The sequence below is a fragment of the Escherichia sp. E2748 genome (genome assembly GCF_005781125.1).
In the GTDB taxonomy this organism is placed as follows: Bacteria; Pseudomonadota; Gammaproteobacteria; order Enterobacterales; family Enterobacteriaceae; genus Escherichia.
On sequence record NZ_VATP01000028.1, the window covers coordinates 177,365 to 192,598 of the forward strand.

Sequence of the window (15,234 nt, forward strand, 5' to 3'; positions counted from 1 at the left end):
TCAGGCAACCTGTACCGGAATCGCTTTCGCGGTACGTTTCATTTCATTGTCGCCTTCAAAGTAGGCAACGTTGGGGCGCCAGGTACGGGCTTCTGCATCTGGCATAGTGACGAAGCTGGCGATGATGACAATATCGCCGACGCTGGCACAGTGGGCCGCCGCACCGTTGACAGAAATAATTCTCGAACCGCGTTCTGCCGCGATGGCATAGGTGGAGAAACGCTTGCCGTTGGTAACATTCCAGATATCAATGGCTTCGTTTTCGAGAATACCGGCTGCGTCAAGAAAATCCTGGTCAATGGCGCAAGAACCTTCATAGTGCAGGTCCGCATGAGTCACTTTCACGCGGTGGAGTTTGCCCTGCAGCATCGTGCGAATCATAACTTCTACCTTTCTACCCTGTCGTTAACGAAGCAGGCGATGCCTGCTTTGAGGAAATTCTCACGCAGTATTGCCCGATTTTTGATAAGTGTCTACTGATCTGGTGGCATTTGCACCAGCAGTTTGCGTACCGCGCCGAAGCTTGCCATGTAACGCCTGTAACCAATTGAAATTTCTCTGAACGCTGCTCGGTAAACAACAAAGAGGCAGCAGACGACAGCGCATATTGGCCGGATACTTCCTTCACATAGGGCAACATGGAAGGCAGGGAAGATGGACGCACCGAGTACCACACCGCATGACGCGGTATTTAAACAATTTTTAATGCATGCGGAGACGGCTCGCGACTTCCTGGATATCCATTTGCCAGTGGAATTACGCGAACTTTGTGACCTCAACACGCTTCATTTAGAGTCGGGGAGTTTCATTGAAGAGAGCCTGAAAGGACATAGCACGGACGTGCTCTATTCCGTGCAAATGCAGGGCAATCCTGGTTATCTGCACGTTGTGATTGAGCATCAAAGCAAGCCGGATAAGAAAATGGCCTTTCGCATGATGCGCTATTCGATTGCTGCCATGCACCGACATCTGGAGGCGGATCACGATAAGCTGCCGCTGGTGGTGCCAATTCTGTTTTATCAGGGCGAGGCCACACCTTATCCACTCTCAATGTGCTGGTTTGATATGTTTTACTCACCGGAGCTGGCGCGACGCGTCTATAACAGTCCATTCCCGCTGGTGGACATCACCATCACACCGGATGACGAAATCATGCAACATCGGCGGATTGCGATTCTCGAACTGCTGCAAAAACATATTCGCCAGCGCGACTTAATGTTATTGCTGGAGCAACTGGTCACGCTGATTGACGAAGGGTACACTAGCGGAAGTCAGTTAGTTGCCATGCAAAACTATATGCTGCAACGCGGTCATACTGAACAAGCGGATTTGTTTTACGGTGTGGTGAGAGACAGGGAAATAGGAGGGGAGTCTATGATGACGCTGGCGCAGTGGTTTGAAGAGAAAGGGATTGAGAAGGGGATTGAGAAAGGGATGGAGAAGGGGATTCAGCTGGGAAGACAGGAAGGGAGACAGGAGGCAAGACAAGAGGAAAGGCAGGAATTCGCCCAGCGTCTTTTGAGTAAAGGGATGTCTCGAGAAGACGTTGCAGAGATGGCAAATTTACCTCTTGCTGAGCTTGATAAGCTGATTAACTAAGTTGTCTACGATATGAACAATCGCTTACAAATATCGTGGCAATGAATAACTGGCGCCGTCAGCTGTAGCGCCAGTTAAGTATTACGCCAGCTCGACCATTTTGTTGTCGATCAGGCGAGCATCGCCAAGCCAGGCGGCTACCAGAATTACTGCCCGTTTGCTGTTTTCAGAGACTTCCAGCAGCGTGTCGGCATCGCGAATCTGAATATCATCAGCGCGGAAGCCTTTTTCATTCAGTTCTTGCCCTGCAATGGCAATAATTTCATCGAGATCCCGCTCTCCCGCCTGCAATTTGTCGGCAATCGAACTTAAAACTTTGTACAGACCGGGCGCAATTTTGCGTTGTTCTGCCGTCAGATAACCGTTACGGGAACTCAGCGCCAGACCGTCTTTCGCACGCATAATCGGTACGCCGACAATCTCAATATCGAAGCCCATATCGGCAACCATTTTGCGGATCAGCGCCAGTTGCTGAAAGTCCTTTTCACCGAAGCAGGCGATATCCGGCTGGACCAGGTTAAACAGCTTGCTGACGATAGTCGAAACGCCGCGAAAATGTCCTGGACGGCTGGCACCTTCCAGCATGGTCGAAAGGCCAGGAACATCAACATAGGTGTGGGTTTCAGTACCGTTCGGGTAGATCTCCTTTACCGAGGGCGCGAAAACCAGATCGACTTTGCGCTTGTTCAGCTTTTCGCAGTCTTCCTGCAAGGTGCGTGGATAGCGAGCCAGATCTTCCGGGCGGTCGAACTGCATTGGGTTAACGAAAATACTGACGACTACCACATCGGCGCGGGCTTTGGCTTCGTCGACCAGTTTCATATGGCCATCGTGCAGGTTACCCATGGTTGGCACCAGCGCCACGCGCTTACCTTCCATACGCAGGCGGCGAATTTGCTGACGCAGCAGCGGCAGGGTTTCGATAATTAACACAACGTGACTCCTTAATGGAAACTGTGTTCTTCGCCCGGATAAACGCCGGACTCCACTTCAGCCATATACTGCCGCACCGCCGCGCGGATGTCGCCCGTTTCAGCGAGGAAATTTTTGGCGAATTTAGGAATGTGACCGCCGGTAATGCCAAAGGCGTCGTGCATCACGAGGATCTGCCCGTCAGTGACGTTGCCTGCGCCAATACCAATAACCGGGATCGCCAGTGCCTCGGTAATGCGTTTTGCCAGCTCAACCGGCACACATTCCAGCACCAGCAGTTGTGCACCAGCGGCTTCTAAGGCTAATGCATCGCTGAGCAGTCGATCGCCCGCTTCATCGCCGCGCCCCTGTACTTTGTAGCCGCCGAAAATATTCACTGACTGCGGTGTTAAACCTAAGTGACCACATACAGGAACTGCGCGCTCGGTAAGCATTTGTACCGTTTCAACAAGCCACTCACCGCCTTCAATTTTGACCATATTGGCACCGGCACGCATAACCGTTGCGGCGTTTTCAAAGGCTTGTTCCGGCGTGGCATACGCCATAAACGGCAGGTCAGCCAACAGCAGGCAGTTTGGCGCTCCGCGACGTACCGCAGCGGTATGGTAGGCGATATCAGCAACGGTAACTGGCAGGGTGGAGTCATGCCCCTGAACCGTCATGCCCAGTGAGTCGCCTACCAGCATGACGTTAAGTCCTTCATCAGCAAAAAGTTTCGCGAAGCTGTAGTCGTAAGCGGTAATGGTCGCGAAACGTTTTTTTTCCTGTTTGTACTTCTGCAGTAAGGAGATGGTGGTCGGTTTCATAACGTATCCTGATAAATGATGTTGTGCTGTCTGGCATTTTATCAGTCACATTGGTGGGGGCAATGATTTCTCTATTGTGGCACCGCCATTACCAGACGGTGCCACAATGTTATCAGGGATAGGTTACCTGGAATGTACTGGTGGCTTTAAACTCACCGGGTTCGATAGCAATATTCCCGTCTTGCTTTAACGTCGCCTGGAAGTGAAGTGGTTGTGTCGTTCCATTGCCTTTATCTGGGTAAATTCCGTCAGTATTATCATCTTCCTCTTCATAATCTTTATATACAGAGGTTGCGTCATTAGGCTTCAGAGTCATTAAGGCGCTTCTGCTAGTGGCTAATCCTTCAATAAGTACACCGACACCTTTTGCTCCCCCCGTTCCTGTGAGGGTGTTTCCAAGAAGCTGTTTGTCTTCTATGCCGATTTTTGTTGAAACTAATTTTGTTTCGATATTACGAACACGAATACAGTTCTGTAACGAAATGTCAAAAAGAACCGGAGTTGCGCCATTTTTAATTTGTCCAGGACCATATTCTCCCATTTTTACTGTAGAGCCGCTTACATTGGTGCCGCTTAATACTGAAGTAAAACAAGTAGGTAAAGTGATTTTTATATTGACTAAATCAAAATTTATATAAAGGTGATTGCTGTGTTGATTAATACCATCACCAACACCATAAGCCTTGAAAGCATAAAGATAGTCGGATGAGCTTAACAACTGAACCTGTTGGTTTTGTGTCGGGTTGAAAGATGAATCAGTATAAAATTCAACGGTGAGACTCTGCATTAAACCACCAATAGCCCAATATTTACTGGTTGTATTTGCTCTGTCGCAACCTCTTGTCTGAAGATCCACATCATCTATGTAGAATGAAAAGTATTGGTCTGCGCTATCTCCAATATAAATACTATCTCCACTGATATTTGATTTGACCCAGGCTGACCAAATGTTGGAAATTGATAGCGTATAATAGAGTCCCTGAACAGACGTTGAAAATAACTTATGACCCGCGTAAGTTAAATGAGAGTCAATCATTGCATTTTCAATTTTCATCGGTGCCCCACTGGCATTTCCACTGGTATTACAGTAAAGAGTCCCTGTCCCCCCACTCCCTCCCAAACTATCTAGTTGAGACCAAAACAGTTTTACATCAGTTTTGTTAATGCCATCACCGGGAGGTGGTTTATAAAACACCAGATTGTTAGTAATAGTCGCATAACGAAATATTGCTTTTCCGCTTGAAGATGGACCACTAAAGGCATCAACGCCAGCATTATTACCTACAATGAAACTTGTATTGTTTGCGTAAGCTGAGATGCAGAATATTGTAGTTAGAATTATATAGAAAAATTTAAATAATACGTGCATATAATATGTGGTGGTCTGTGTGTGCATATTGTTTTTTCTTACATTAGAGTTACTCATAATAAATATCAACCAGTACGGTGCTTTTGACTTGGCCAGAAGTAACATCCAGTGTGGAATCAATTTTTTGCATTCTGGCATAAAATTTCCATGATGAATTATCCATTACTGATGTCATCACGGGATAGACTGAGCGTGATATACCTGCTGTATTTAATACATTGAACGTATTTGCAGAATCCTGGATAGAAAAAATAACTACGCCAACATTTTTAGCGCCTGTTGCTTCGTCATTGGCAAATATTTGCCTGGACCCAGCAGCCATGACACCGCTAAGAGCTCTAAAATCAATATGTAATTGATTTAACACATCGCCAGTTCCCTGTAAAGCACAGTCTGAGACAGTGACAGTGAACTCTTTTCCACCTGGTTGATAACTTTCAGGAGTCACATTACCTGAAAAATATCCCACCCCAACGACGCCAAGATCAATATTACCCTGGTTACTGATTCCGCTTTTGCAAGTGCTGTTTTTTACATTGGCAACAAGGTCGATATCCTGTCCAGCGATGGCTGGACAGGTAATGGGAAACAGTAATGACAGAAACAGAATTATTCTCTTCATCAGCTTGCGTTGAGTGGGATGCATATATAGTTCCTGAATCTGTCAGTCTGTTAGTTATAGGTGATAGTAAATGTTGCAGGGGCGAAAAAATCACCTGCCGTAACATTATTGACAGTTTTATCCTTATCTACCACAAGGACTGCACTCATATCAAAGTTCACAACATTAGTACCTGTTGCATCCACAATACTCTTTTCTTTCGCTTGAGGAGTAGCGCAGCTAAATTGTTTATTTTTATCTGCTCGATCTGGTGTTATGGCACCCCAGACTTCAACCACAACCGCATTTGCTTTTTCTGTGGATGTAGATGCATTGGCAAATCCATCACCATTATTGGCATTTCCTTCACATGTGCCAACTTTGGTTAATGTTATATATGCTTTCTTTCCTGGAATTCCTGCACAATCTTTAAACTGTAGTTTGAATGTTTTAATTTTGGTTTTAGCATTGATTTCAGATATATATACATCACCAAAATTAACCGTGGAGATTTTATTATTACCATCCATAAGTGTTGCTGTGCAGGTACCCATTTCCACAGTGGTAATAACGGTCAGCCCAATGCTGTCTGTTGCTGCATAAGACGGGACACTGAATAGTGAGGCTACCAGAACCAGACTGCTGGATAATCCATAACGTAAATTTTTAAATGTCATCTTAATTATCCTTCTTATTGATAGATGAAATTAAATGTTGCCAGAGCGCGGAAGTTCCCCGGCACACCAGCGCCTTGAGATGTTTCACGTAACGCAACAGTCATTTCAAGACCTTTGTCGGACGGTATTTCGCCTGTGTCCCAGCGTATCTTTTCCGCACTGTTGGGTTTAAGAAAAGTGGCATCATCAGTATTCCGTCTCTTGAAACCCATACCGATATAACTTGTCGTCGAATTTGTATCACCAGACAGCGGTATAATAAGCTTGGGTGAACTTGATGAGGCGTTTCCGGTCAGAGTGGTATCAATCCAGCTAATGCCACTGCTGCAACCACTAGCAACCAGTTTAAAATCAGCCTGAGATTCTGTCGTTTTATTCGCGATCTTATCCAGGCCCATATTGGGGATTCTCAATGTGTAGTTATTATTGCCATCATTCGTGACGTTATTACCAGTAAGTGTGATGTTACAGGTTGTCGCTCTGACGGTGGCCGTAAACTCTACATTAATATCCGTTGCTAATACTGAGGGTGATAATAATATTCCCATCAGTGTCGCTATTTTATGTGGCGTTGTTTTTATCATTTGACGTCCCTTGTAGTTACTGAATCTGACACCGAATTCTATTCAGAATAATAGATTGCGCTATTTTTTCTGCTTCTGAACTTTGTTGATAATGCGCAAGGCAGCTTACAGGTTTACTTTCTTCGAGCCACTTAATACTGATATTTCCCTGCTGTTCAATACCACGAACAAAAGCCTGTCCACCCTGTCCAACATTACCAATGACATTGCCTTGCTCATCATAAATATCTGCAGCAAATGGAATATTTTTACCATCACTTCGTGTGATGTTCATAATGGCTGATTGCCCTTGCACGGTTTCAAAATCAGCAAAGACGACTGAACCCTGACGCGGCACAGCTACAGCACTGGTACTTTTTAATTCAACATCGTTCTCAAGATCGTTGATATCCAGCGCGATACGGTTTTCATGATAAGGAGAAAGAGCACTGGTAACGCCATATCCCCAGCGGTCTACGGTGCTATTCCCATAATTTATTCGAGCCCCTTTGGCACCAGGAGCCTGAACTACCGCCAGTGTATCGGAGTCGCTAAAGCTGTCATTACTGAAGGTCAGGCCGCCGCTATGTAATACAAAACCACCGTCAGTGCTGAGAGAAACTTGACGACTGTTATCGCTATTCGCAGAAACTGAACCGGCCAGGGTTCCCCACGGTGACTCATAGCTGGCATATCCACCAACATAACTCATATCTTTACTGGCTTTATTCATCGTATAGCCTGTATTCACGCTATAACTGACGCGAGCGTTATCGCTATAGCCACTGCTACTGACGTTGAGTTGATTATTGCCCTTAAAGTCACTGCTCATTTGAGTATCAATACTCTGGAAACCTGAAGTACGCTGTTCAGTGCCAAGTAATTTTTCAATAGGAATGGTGAAACTGAGATAAATGCTATCGTCAGTGTCGCCGTTTTCATTCCATGAACGCTGTGCACTGACACTGTAGCTGCCCCAGGATGCACTGTTACTGTAGCCAATAGAGTAATTGCTACGATTTTGTCCTGAAGCCCAGTAATCGGACCAACTTCCGGAAAGATAAAATGAACCGTAATCTTTTTTCTCAAATTTCAACGGTTGGTTAATACTGACCGTAACCTGATTTTTCATGCGCGAGTAATTACGCATGTTTTGCGGTTCAAGATCTTGTTCGGGATGTTTCACTTCATCAATTAGAGTTAGTGCATCATTAAGACCAAGGTAATTTTGTGTTGAATAGCGATAGGCCGCGATATTCAGTGAAGTACTTGTTTCTTCGAATAATTTGTTCCAGGAAACACGATAACTTTGCCCCTGGTATGTTTTATCATCCGGGATACGGACATTGGAGTGAGTCACATCGAAAGAAAATGCACCGACTGAGGTATTCAGGCCAAGACCTAACAAACCGGCGGTATAGTTATTATCGGTAATCTGAATACCAGTATAACCCGTCAGATAGTTATTCAGACCGTAGTAGTAGCTGGCCTGAAATAAATTAGGTTCATCCTGAATATCATCTTTTAAGACCTGGCCACCGCTAATATCCCAACGTCCAACGCCAGGGCGTAACATTTGAACAACCGATGAAAAAGGTTGCGAGAATGTCCTTTTTGAGCCATCGGATTCTTCGATGGTCACAATAAGATCACTGCCGTACCCTGACGGGCTAAGATCATCAATGACGAAAGCGCCTGGAGGCACAGTCGTTTCATAAATCTTATAGCCGCCTTGCGTAATAGAGACTTTGGCATTGGTATTGGCGACGCCATGTATGATAGGTGCAAAGCTGGCTAATGTCGGAGGCAACATTCGGCTGTCACTGTATACGCGAATGCCTCGGATACTGACGGAATCAAAGGTTTCGCCCGTAGTATAAGATTCACCAATAATTAATTGAGAGCGTAGTGAGGCGATATCTCGTTGTACATACCGATTCTTAAAATCATAATTACTGCCAGAATCGGTCATCCAGTTGTAGTTGCCGGAGGCTCGCAGTCGCCATGCACCTAAATTCATCCCACCGTTAAAAGCAGCATAAATGCTGTCATTTCTTCGACCAGGGGTTTCACTATGATATCCGTTGAGGTTATATGACAACATAGCCGCATTAATGCCGTTTTCCCATAATGATGGATCAACATAGTTTTGGTAATTTTTCATTACCCAGGCTTGAGGAACGTCTATATCCAGACGTTGATCGTTAACGTCATAACGAACGGAAGCCTGAGGGATAATTTCCGTCAAATTGAGGCAATCACCGAGCGTTTCATCCCGGGCAAACAGAACGGCTTTTTCGTTATTTATATCGGGGGAATTAATATGAAACTGCAATAAATTCTTTAATGTGATACAGGCCTGGGCGTTCTTTTTTCCTTCAATCGCTACAAATGTAATACTTTGGTTAATGATTGGTTGATCGTTGACATAAACACTGACGTCGTAAACACCCGGTATAGCGGGGTTACCTTCGCTGTATCGACTGAGATCAATATTAGATGCATTCTGCCCCATCAGGAAGGTAGGGTCATATTCAACGAGTTCAGCACTGAAAGCACTATTGCAATACAGCAGCGCGCATAACGTGGCGATACGGGTCAGATGATGATGATAATTTTTAGTATATTTTATAGTCACGCTATGCTTCCTGCGGAATTATATCCTTGCCTGATTACAGTCGGGCATTACCTTCAATGGCGCCACCAAAGTCATTAATGGCGTAAAAGTGCACTTTTGAAGAATTTGCTTTGCCATTAAGGCCATTGACTTTCATGACTTCATCACTGAATGGTGCAATCATTTTCACATCAATCGGATAGCGTTTACCGCTGGCTTCTAAATCGCCACTGCTAAAAGAGACGTAGTAAGGCGTTGGATTAGTGACTTGTAATGCCGTTTTACCGTCTGAACCTGACCAGGACCATTTCAGGGCTAATGGGGCTTCAGAGGGATTTCCCTTCAATCCATCCGGGCGATAGAACAGTTTTATACGTGTGCGAAATGCCAGTTGCAGCAGGCTTTGATTCGCGACCTTTTCTGCATCTGGTTTTGGTGGAACTTCCAGTACGTTAAACCAGAATACGCTCTCCCTGTCTTTAGGCAGTGAGGTACTGGCGGTGTACATCAGTTTGATTGTTTGCCCACGTTTGGCATCAATACGCGATACTGGCGGTGTGGCGGTAAAGGGGACTGTAATACTGCCAGGTTCAGCGTTGTCATCGCCAGTATCTAACCAACTCTGGACAAGTAACGGGTTATTCCCTTTATTTTCCAGACGTACGCTGACACTTTTTTGATCGCTTTTATATATTACGCGAGTACCCGAAATGACAATATCCGCAATAGACGATGAGCTAAAAGCCATACAGGTTACGAAGCATAAAGCTGCTGTATGTTTGGTGTTAAAAAACATAAACCATCCCTGACAGAGTTAATTAAAACAGGGAATAATATAAAAATAGTAATTATTAATACTATTCCCTGTATATTCATTCAATCAATTTAATTGGTGAATACTTACTGATAAGTAATGGTGTATGCAGTGTTAGTTTTTACATAACCAGCAGTCGCTGTCTGATTTGCGTCAGCACGAACGTAAGATGCTTTAAAATCATAAATTGCAGATTTTGTCGTTGCATCCATGGTTTTAGTATACACATCGCCGGGGTTGTTAATTTGAACCTGTTTGATAGTGGAACCATCAATATTGTGCAGAGCGATATTTACGCCATCAGACGGGTTGTTAATAGACATGTCGTTGTTCAGCGTTCCTTTGCTATTACCAAAGAAAACAGAACCGAAGGTCATTTTAGCTGTGCTACCTGGATTCGGGTTCGCTTTGCTACAGTCAACGGTGATGCTGAAAGGTTTAGCTTTAGCACCAACGGTATCATTCAGTACGCCGTCAGTGATTTCACCAACAGTTGCAGTTTGCAGCAGGATTAGACCATCTTTGTTACCACCGTCTACACGGGTTTCACAGGTGTTATCAACAACCAGACCGCTGATATTTAACTGACCACCGTCCATATCTGCAGAAGCAGTACCTGCAACCATTGCCAGCATAAGACCAGACAGGGCAAAACCTAATTTTTTAGACATAAAAATCCTTGAATTATATTCCATGAGTTTAACTTCAATCGGGAGTCCGCACATGGGGAGGCCCGATAGACTAGAAAGATTGGTTTGTTAATGATGAGGACTTGAATTTACCGAATGTTACATCTGCTCATCATTAGGGGGGATATTGTGCATAATAAAAATTATATATCCACTTAATTCATCTTTAAGTAAAACTAAATATCTAAAGTTGAAAAAATAGTGTATGGGGTGGGAAGGTTAAGAGGGTGGGATATATTATTAATTGTGGTTGTAACTTAAAAAATGCATTGATTGCAATTGTTGGGGAGTATTTTTCAGAATTTATTTATATTCAAGTGGCTATTGAATTACCACTTGTCTAATTCATCGTATTTATTTATTTGTAATAAGTTGTCTAATGTTGTTCCATCAGGAAAAACCAGCTCCGGCGCAATCTCAAACAGCGGCCACAGCATAAATCCACGATTTTTCATATCGTAGTGCGGAACGGTGAGTCGTTCGGTATTAATCGTTTCATTACCGAATAACATAATGTCGAGGTCCAGCGTGCGTGGCCCCCAGCGTTCAGCTTTGCGGACGCGACCTTGCTGCAACTCAATACGCTGTGTGTGATTGAGTAACTCTTCAGGGGCAAGAGCGGTTTCCAGCGCTACGGCTGCGTTTAAGTAATCGGGTTGATCTTGCGGCCCCAGCGGTGGGGTACGGTAAAATGAAGAAACGGCAAGAATGCGGCTTTCCGGAATGTCACCTAATGCTTTCACGGCAGCATTGACCTGCTCCAGCGGAGAGGCCAGATTGCTGCCTATGGCAATATACGCCACCGTCATGCGGTACCCTCGCGACGCGGCGCGCGTTTGCGCGGACGGCGAGTACGACGGCGCGGTGTCGGATCTTCATCCAGCTCGTTGAGCATCCCTTTTTGGTCTGGTGGCGCAGAAACCTGGAACTCCCCCCACCATTTCGCCAGACGTTGCAGCTCGGCGTTGCGTTCCACTTCAGCACGCAGAGCCAGCAGGTCGTAGGCGGCGCGGAATTTCGGATGCTCCAGTAGTTTCCATGCCCGTTTGCCCTGACGACGGGACATACGCAGCTGCAACTGCCAGATATCGCGAGTTAGCGTAGTCAGACGTTTCGGAATTGCCAGTGAACGGCAGGCTTCGTCCAGCACGTCGTTCATCGCCAGCGCGAAAGCGTCGTGGTAGGTCAGGCCGCTTTCCTGAGCAATTTTCTGCGCTGTTTCCAGCAGTGGATACCAGAACATGGCGGCAAACAAAAACGCCGGGTTAACGCGCATATCGTTATGAATACGCGTATCGGTATTCTTCAGTACCTGCTCAATGATCCGCTCCATTGGGCTGTCGCCATTTTCCGTGAAGTAACGGGTAATGGTCGGGAACAGCGGTTGGAACAGATTATATTCACACAGCAGTTTATAGGTTTCGTAACCGTAGCCCGCTTGCAACAGTTTAAGAGACTCTTCAAACAGGCGTGCTGGCGGAATATCGTTGAGCAGAGTAGCAAGGCGTGGGATCGGCTCGGCAGTTTCTGGGCTGATGCGCATCCCCAGTTTCGCGGCAAAACGTACTGCGCGCAGCATACGTACCGGATCTTCACGGTAGCGCGTTTCCGGGTTCCCAATCAGGCGGATAACACCGTCTTTCAGATCCTGCATGCCACCAACGTAATCACGGACGGTAAAATCCGCGACGCTGTAATACAGACTATTAATAGTGAAATCGCGGCGCTGGGCGTCTTCTTCGATGGAGCCGAAAATGTTGTCGCGTAGCAACATGCCGTTTTGCCCGCGCTGAGAAGTCGTGCGGTCGCTGACATTGCCTTCGTGGTGACCACGGAAGGTGGCGACTTCGATAATTTCCGGGCCAAACATCACATGAGCCAGACGGAAACGGCGACCTACCAGGCGGCAATTACGGAACAGTTTGCGCACCTGCTCAGGCGTGGCGTTGGTGGTCACGTCAAAATCTTTCGGCTTTTTGCCAAGTAACAGGTCGCGTACGCCGCCGCCAACCAGCCAGGCTTCGTATCCCGCTTTATTGAGCCTGTACATTACCTTCAGGGCATTTTCACTGATATCTTTGCGGGAAATAGCATGCTGCTCGCGCGGGATCACCGTCACCTGTGGACGGGCGACTGCTTGTTCAGCTTCGCTCTCCTCGCGGCTCAACACCTTGCGGCAAAAATTAGCGACTCGGGTAAAAATAATACACCTCGGTAGTGTCAAACATCATTCAGGACAAAAAAATAGCGGCTAATCATAGCTCAGCATGACGCATTTGAGAATGTTGAATTTACAATTGCCGACTCTGGCACGGCGGTCAGCGTCCAGTTTTTGACGGCTGACTGAAGGATTTGCTCTACGCTGTAATCCTGCCAGTGCGCTTCTGCCTGCTGACCCAGAAAATGAAGTGCCGCGATTAGCACAGGGCGCGGATCGCCTTTCGGTAACGCAGGCGCATGATTCTGCTTGGAAAGTTTAGTTCCTTGTGCGTTTAGCGCCAGCGGTAAATGAATGTAATCTGGCACCTGCCAGCCAAAAAGCTGGTACAGCGAGATTTGCCGCACTGTCGGTTCAATTAAATCTGCCCCACGAACAATTTCTGTGACGCCCTGGAAGTGATCATCGACCACCACCGCCAGGTTATAGGCAAACAAACCATCACGACGATGAATAATAAAATCTTCTCGCGCCAGTTTTTCGTCGGCGTGAATAATTCCGCGTAGTTGATCAGTAAACTGCGTGACCGGATACAACTGCCGAATACGCACAGCCGCGTTGTCTGGTCCATGATGCAATGCTCGGCAATGACCATCGTAAATACCGCCAATGTTTTGGATACGCGCACGCGTGCAGGTGCAGTAATAACTTAGCTCTTGCTCATGTAACCAGGCGAGTGCTTCGCGATAGGCGTCGTGACGTTGGGATTGCCAAAGAACATCGCCGTCCCAGTGCAGGCCGTAATGTTCCAGCTGGCGCAGGATAGTTTCTGCGGCACCGGGAACTTCACGAGGCGGGTCGATATCTTCAATGCGTACCAGCCAGCGACCTTGCCGGGCGCGAGCCTGCAAATAGCTGCCAAGCGCAGCGATCAGAGAGCCAAAATGAAGCTCGCCGGAAGGAGAGGGGGCGAAGCGACCAATATACTGTGTGTCTGTCATCTCTTTGAACAAAAAATAAGGCGGGAGTATTTCCCGCCTGTGGTAAACGTGATGGAACGGCTGTAATTAGCCAGCCATCTGTTTTTCGCGAATTTCAGCCAGCGTTTTGCAGTCGATGCACAGATCGGCTGTCGGGCGCGCTTCCAGACGACGAATACCAATTTCAACACCGCAAGATTCGCAGTAGCCGAAATCTTCGTCTTCCACTTTTTTCAGCGTCTTCTCGATCTTTTTGATCAGCTTACGCTCGCGATCGCGGTTACGCAGTTCGAGGCTGAACTCTTCTTCCTGGGCTGCACGGTCTACCGGGTCCGGGAAGTTGGCTGCTTCATCCTGCATATGTGTAACGGTGCGATCGACTTCATCCCTGAGTTGATTACGCCATGCTTCCAGAATACGACGGAAGTGCGCCAGCTGGGCTTCGTTCATATACTCTTCGCCCGGCTTCTCCTGATATGGCTCCACCCCAGCGATGGCGAGAATACTCAGGGACGATGTTTTACGGTTTTGCCCTTCTTGCATGTTGCTTCTCCTTAACACGCACTATCGATCCCCATGTTCGGGGGAAAAATGAGGCCGCTATAAATAGCAGATGCTTTTCCGGATAGCAATTATCTAAACGTAACACTTGACAACTGTGTGAGGAAAAGCGTATTTGCGCACGCGACCAGAATGTAAATTAACCAGTTACTTACACTACTACAATGTAACAGGCAGTGATTTTTTAAGAGCCATACCTTCAGCAGAAAGTTCCGCTTTATAAGCCAGAATTTCTACTCCCCTCTGTTGTGCTTCTGACAATAGTTGCGCGTATTTCTCATCGATGTGGCGCGCGGGTGAAAACCGTGTAATGGCTGAATGCAGTACAGCGAAAAAAATCACCGCTCGTTGGCCTTCAGCCGCTACGCTCATCAACTCCCGAAGATGTTTCTGCCCACGTTGGGTAACGGCATCGGGAAAGTAACCTTGCTCATTTTCCGCTAACGTAACCGATTTCACTTCAATATAGCAGTCAGGTCGAAACCTCGCCTGTAACATGAGGTCAATACGACTGCGCTCGGCACCGTATTTTACTTCGCTTTTCAGCGAGCTATAGCCTGATAGCTCCGAAATTTCCCCATTAAGGATAGCCTCTTTCGTCAATCTATTCGCCCAAAGCGTATTAACGCAAATAAATGCGCCGCTTTGGCTTTGGGTTAATTCCCAGGTGTGCGGGTATTTCCGTTTTGTATTGTCGGAAGTCGAATACCAGACGGTATCGCCAGGCGTTGCACAACCGGTCATCGCGCCAGTGTTGGGGCAGTGTAGCGTCAATTCACGACCATCAGGTGTGATCACATCGGCTAAAAAGCGTTTATAACGCTGAATTAGCGTGGCGCGCTGTAAAGGAGGAGAAAATTCCATTAT

16 protein-coding genes are annotated in these 15,234 nt (G+C 46.6%); 1 reads left to right on the forward strand and 15 read right to left on the reverse strand.

Annotated elements, in window-relative coordinates; all coding sequences use genetic code 11:
* Entirely contained in the window at window positions 1–381 is a 381-nt protein-coding gene (panD, locus tag FEK42_RS20085; protein WP_000621508.1) for an aspartate 1-decarboxylase, read from the reverse strand.
* Between the two features lie 273 nt (window positions 382–654).
* On the opposite strand from panD, the gene FEK42_RS20090 reads away from it, so the two are divergent.
* Window positions 655–1,599: an Rpn family recombination-promoting nuclease/putative transposase gene (locus FEK42_RS20090; RefSeq protein ID WP_135491922.1), complete on the forward strand. Its 945-nt coding sequence runs from the start codon at window positions 655–657 to the stop codon at window positions 1,597–1,599.
* Window positions 1,600–1,680: 81 nt separating this feature from the next.
* Here FEK42_RS20090 and panC read toward each other — a convergent pair whose 3' ends face one another.
* The 14 genes from panC to sfsA all read right to left on the reverse strand — a co-directional run bounded on the left by panC (window position 1,681) and on the right by sfsA (window position 15,231).
* Window positions 1,681–2,532 carry a pantoate--beta-alanine ligase gene (gene panC, locus FEK42_RS20095; protein WP_000905370.1) on the reverse strand — a complete coding sequence of 284 codons (852 nt, stop codon included), beginning with the start codon at window positions 2,530–2,532 and terminating at the stop codon, window positions 1,681–1,683.
* Window positions 2,533–2,543: 11 nt separating this feature from the next.
* A complete protein-coding gene (gene panB, locus FEK42_RS20100) occupies window positions 2,544–3,338 on the reverse strand; it encodes a 3-methyl-2-oxobutanoate hydroxymethyltransferase (RefSeq protein WP_130204969.1) in 795 nt (264 codons plus the stop codon).
* 112 nt (window positions 3,339–3,450) lie between these two features.
* Window positions 3,451–4,734: a fimbrial-like adhesin gene (locus tag FEK42_RS20105; protein ID WP_276609144.1), complete on the reverse strand. Its 1,284-nt coding sequence runs from the start codon at window positions 4,732–4,734 to the stop codon at window positions 3,451–3,453.
* A gap of 22 nt (window positions 4,735–4,756) precedes the next feature.
* Window positions 4,757–5,353 (reverse strand): fimbrial-like protein, encoded by a 597-nt coding sequence (locus FEK42_RS20110; RefSeq protein WP_135491924.1) that lies wholly within the window; start codon window positions 5,351–5,353, stop codon window positions 4,757–4,759.
* Between the two features lie 26 nt (window positions 5,354–5,379).
* Window positions 5,380–5,985, reverse strand: coding sequence for a fimbrial-like protein YadL (gene yadL / locus FEK42_RS20115; protein ID WP_135491925.1), 606 nt, complete (start codon window positions 5,983–5,985; stop codon window positions 5,380–5,382).
* A gap of 14 nt (window positions 5,986–5,999) precedes the next feature.
* Window positions 6,000–6,569, reverse strand: a complete 570-nt coding sequence (locus FEK42_RS20120) for a fimbrial protein (protein WP_135491926.1) — start codon at window positions 6,567–6,569, stop codon at window positions 6,000–6,002.
* A gap of 16 nt (window positions 6,570–6,585) precedes the next feature.
* Window positions 6,586–9,186, reverse strand: a complete 2,601-nt coding sequence (gene htrE, locus FEK42_RS20125; RefSeq protein WP_135491927.1) for a Yad fimbria usher protein HtrE — start codon at window positions 9,184–9,186, stop codon at window positions 6,586–6,588.
* A gap of 34 nt (window positions 9,187–9,220) precedes the next feature.
* On the reverse strand, window positions 9,221–9,961 hold the full coding sequence (locus FEK42_RS20130) for a fimbrial chaperone (RefSeq protein WP_130204979.1): 741 nt from the start codon (window positions 9,959–9,961) through the stop codon (window positions 9,221–9,223).
* Window positions 9,962–10,065: 104 nt separating this feature from the next.
* Window positions 10,066–10,650 (reverse strand): fimbrial protein, encoded by a 585-nt coding sequence (locus tag FEK42_RS20135; RefSeq protein WP_130204981.1) that lies wholly within the window; start codon window positions 10,648–10,650, stop codon window positions 10,066–10,068.
* Window positions 10,651–10,997: 347 nt separating this feature from the next.
* The gene (gene folK / locus FEK42_RS20140) at window positions 10,998–11,477 is read right to left on the reverse strand and encodes a 2-amino-4-hydroxy-6-hydroxymethyldihydropteridine diphosphokinase (protein ID WP_135490792.1); all 480 of its coding nucleotides are present in this window, start codon (window positions 11,475–11,477) and stop codon (window positions 10,998–11,000) included.
* Window positions 11,474–12,871 (reverse strand): polynucleotide adenylyltransferase PcnB, encoded by a 1,398-nt coding sequence (gene pcnB, locus FEK42_RS20145; protein WP_205712856.1) that lies wholly within the window; start codon window positions 12,869–12,871, stop codon window positions 11,474–11,476. The genes folK and pcnB overlap by 4 nt, the downstream gene beginning before the upstream one ends.
* Before the next feature lie 59 nt (window positions 12,872–12,930).
* Complete coding sequence (gluQRS, locus tag FEK42_RS20150; protein WP_167852510.1) at window positions 12,931–13,827, reverse strand: tRNA glutamyl-Q(34) synthetase GluQRS; 897 nt, start codon at window positions 13,825–13,827, stop codon at window positions 12,931–12,933.
* 66 nt (window positions 13,828–13,893) lie between these two features.
* Entirely contained in the window at window positions 13,894–14,349 is a 456-nt protein-coding gene (dksA, locus tag FEK42_RS20155) for an RNA polymerase-binding protein DksA (protein ID WP_001155227.1), read from the reverse strand.
* 177 nt (window positions 14,350–14,526) lie between these two features.
* Window positions 14,527–15,231 carry a DNA/RNA nuclease SfsA gene (sfsA, locus tag FEK42_RS20160; protein ID WP_130204989.1) on the reverse strand — a complete coding sequence of 235 codons (705 nt, stop codon included), beginning with the start codon at window positions 15,229–15,231 and terminating at the stop codon, window positions 14,527–14,529.
* Window positions 15,232–15,234 lie beyond the last annotated feature (3 nt).

Excerpts from the sequence above, each read along its gene's own strand:
- panD (WP_000621508.1), bottom strand. The coding sequence starts at position 381 with ATGATTCGCACGATGCTGCAGGGCAAACTCCACCGCGTGAAAGTGACT.
- FEK42_RS20090 (WP_135491922.1), top strand. The coding sequence starts at position 655 with ATGGACGCACCGAGTACCACACCGCATGACGCGGTATTTAAACAATTT.
- panB (WP_130204969.1), bottom strand. The coding sequence starts at position 3,338 with ATGAAACCGACCACCATCTCCTTACTGCAGAAGTACAAACAGGAAAAA.
- FEK42_RS20105 (WP_276609144.1), bottom strand. The coding sequence starts at position 4,734 with ATGCACACACAGACCACCACATATTATATGCACGTATTATTTAAATTT.
- FEK42_RS20110 (WP_135491924.1), bottom strand. The coding sequence starts at position 5,353 with ATGCATCCCACTCAACGCAAGCTGATGAAGAGAATAATTCTGTTTCTG.
- yadL (WP_135491925.1), bottom strand. The coding sequence starts at position 5,985 with ATGACATTTAAAAATTTACGTTATGGATTATCCAGCAGTCTGGTTCTG.
- FEK42_RS20120 (WP_135491926.1), bottom strand. The coding sequence starts at position 6,569 with ATGATAAAAACAACGCCACATAAAATAGCGACACTGATGGGAATATTA.
- FEK42_RS20130 (WP_130204979.1), bottom strand. The coding sequence starts at position 9,961 with ATGTTTTTTAACACCAAACATACAGCAGCTTTATGCTTCGTAACCTGT.
- FEK42_RS20135 (WP_130204981.1), bottom strand. The coding sequence starts at position 10,650 with ATGTCTAAAAAATTAGGTTTTGCCCTGTCTGGTCTTATGCTGGCAATG.
- folK (WP_135490792.1), bottom strand. The coding sequence starts at position 11,477 with ATGACGGTGGCGTATATTGCCATAGGCAGCAATCTGGCCTCTCCGCTG.
- gluQRS (WP_167852510.1), bottom strand. The coding sequence starts at position 13,827 with ATGACAGACACACAGTATATTGGTCGCTTCGCCCCCTCTCCTTCCGGC.
- dksA (WP_001155227.1), bottom strand. The coding sequence starts at position 14,349 with ATGCAAGAAGGGCAAAACCGTAAAACATCGTCCCTGAGTATTCTCGCC.
- sfsA (WP_130204989.1), bottom strand. The coding sequence starts at position 15,231 with ATGGAATTTTCTCCTCCTTTACAGCGCGCCACGCTAATTCAGCGTTAT.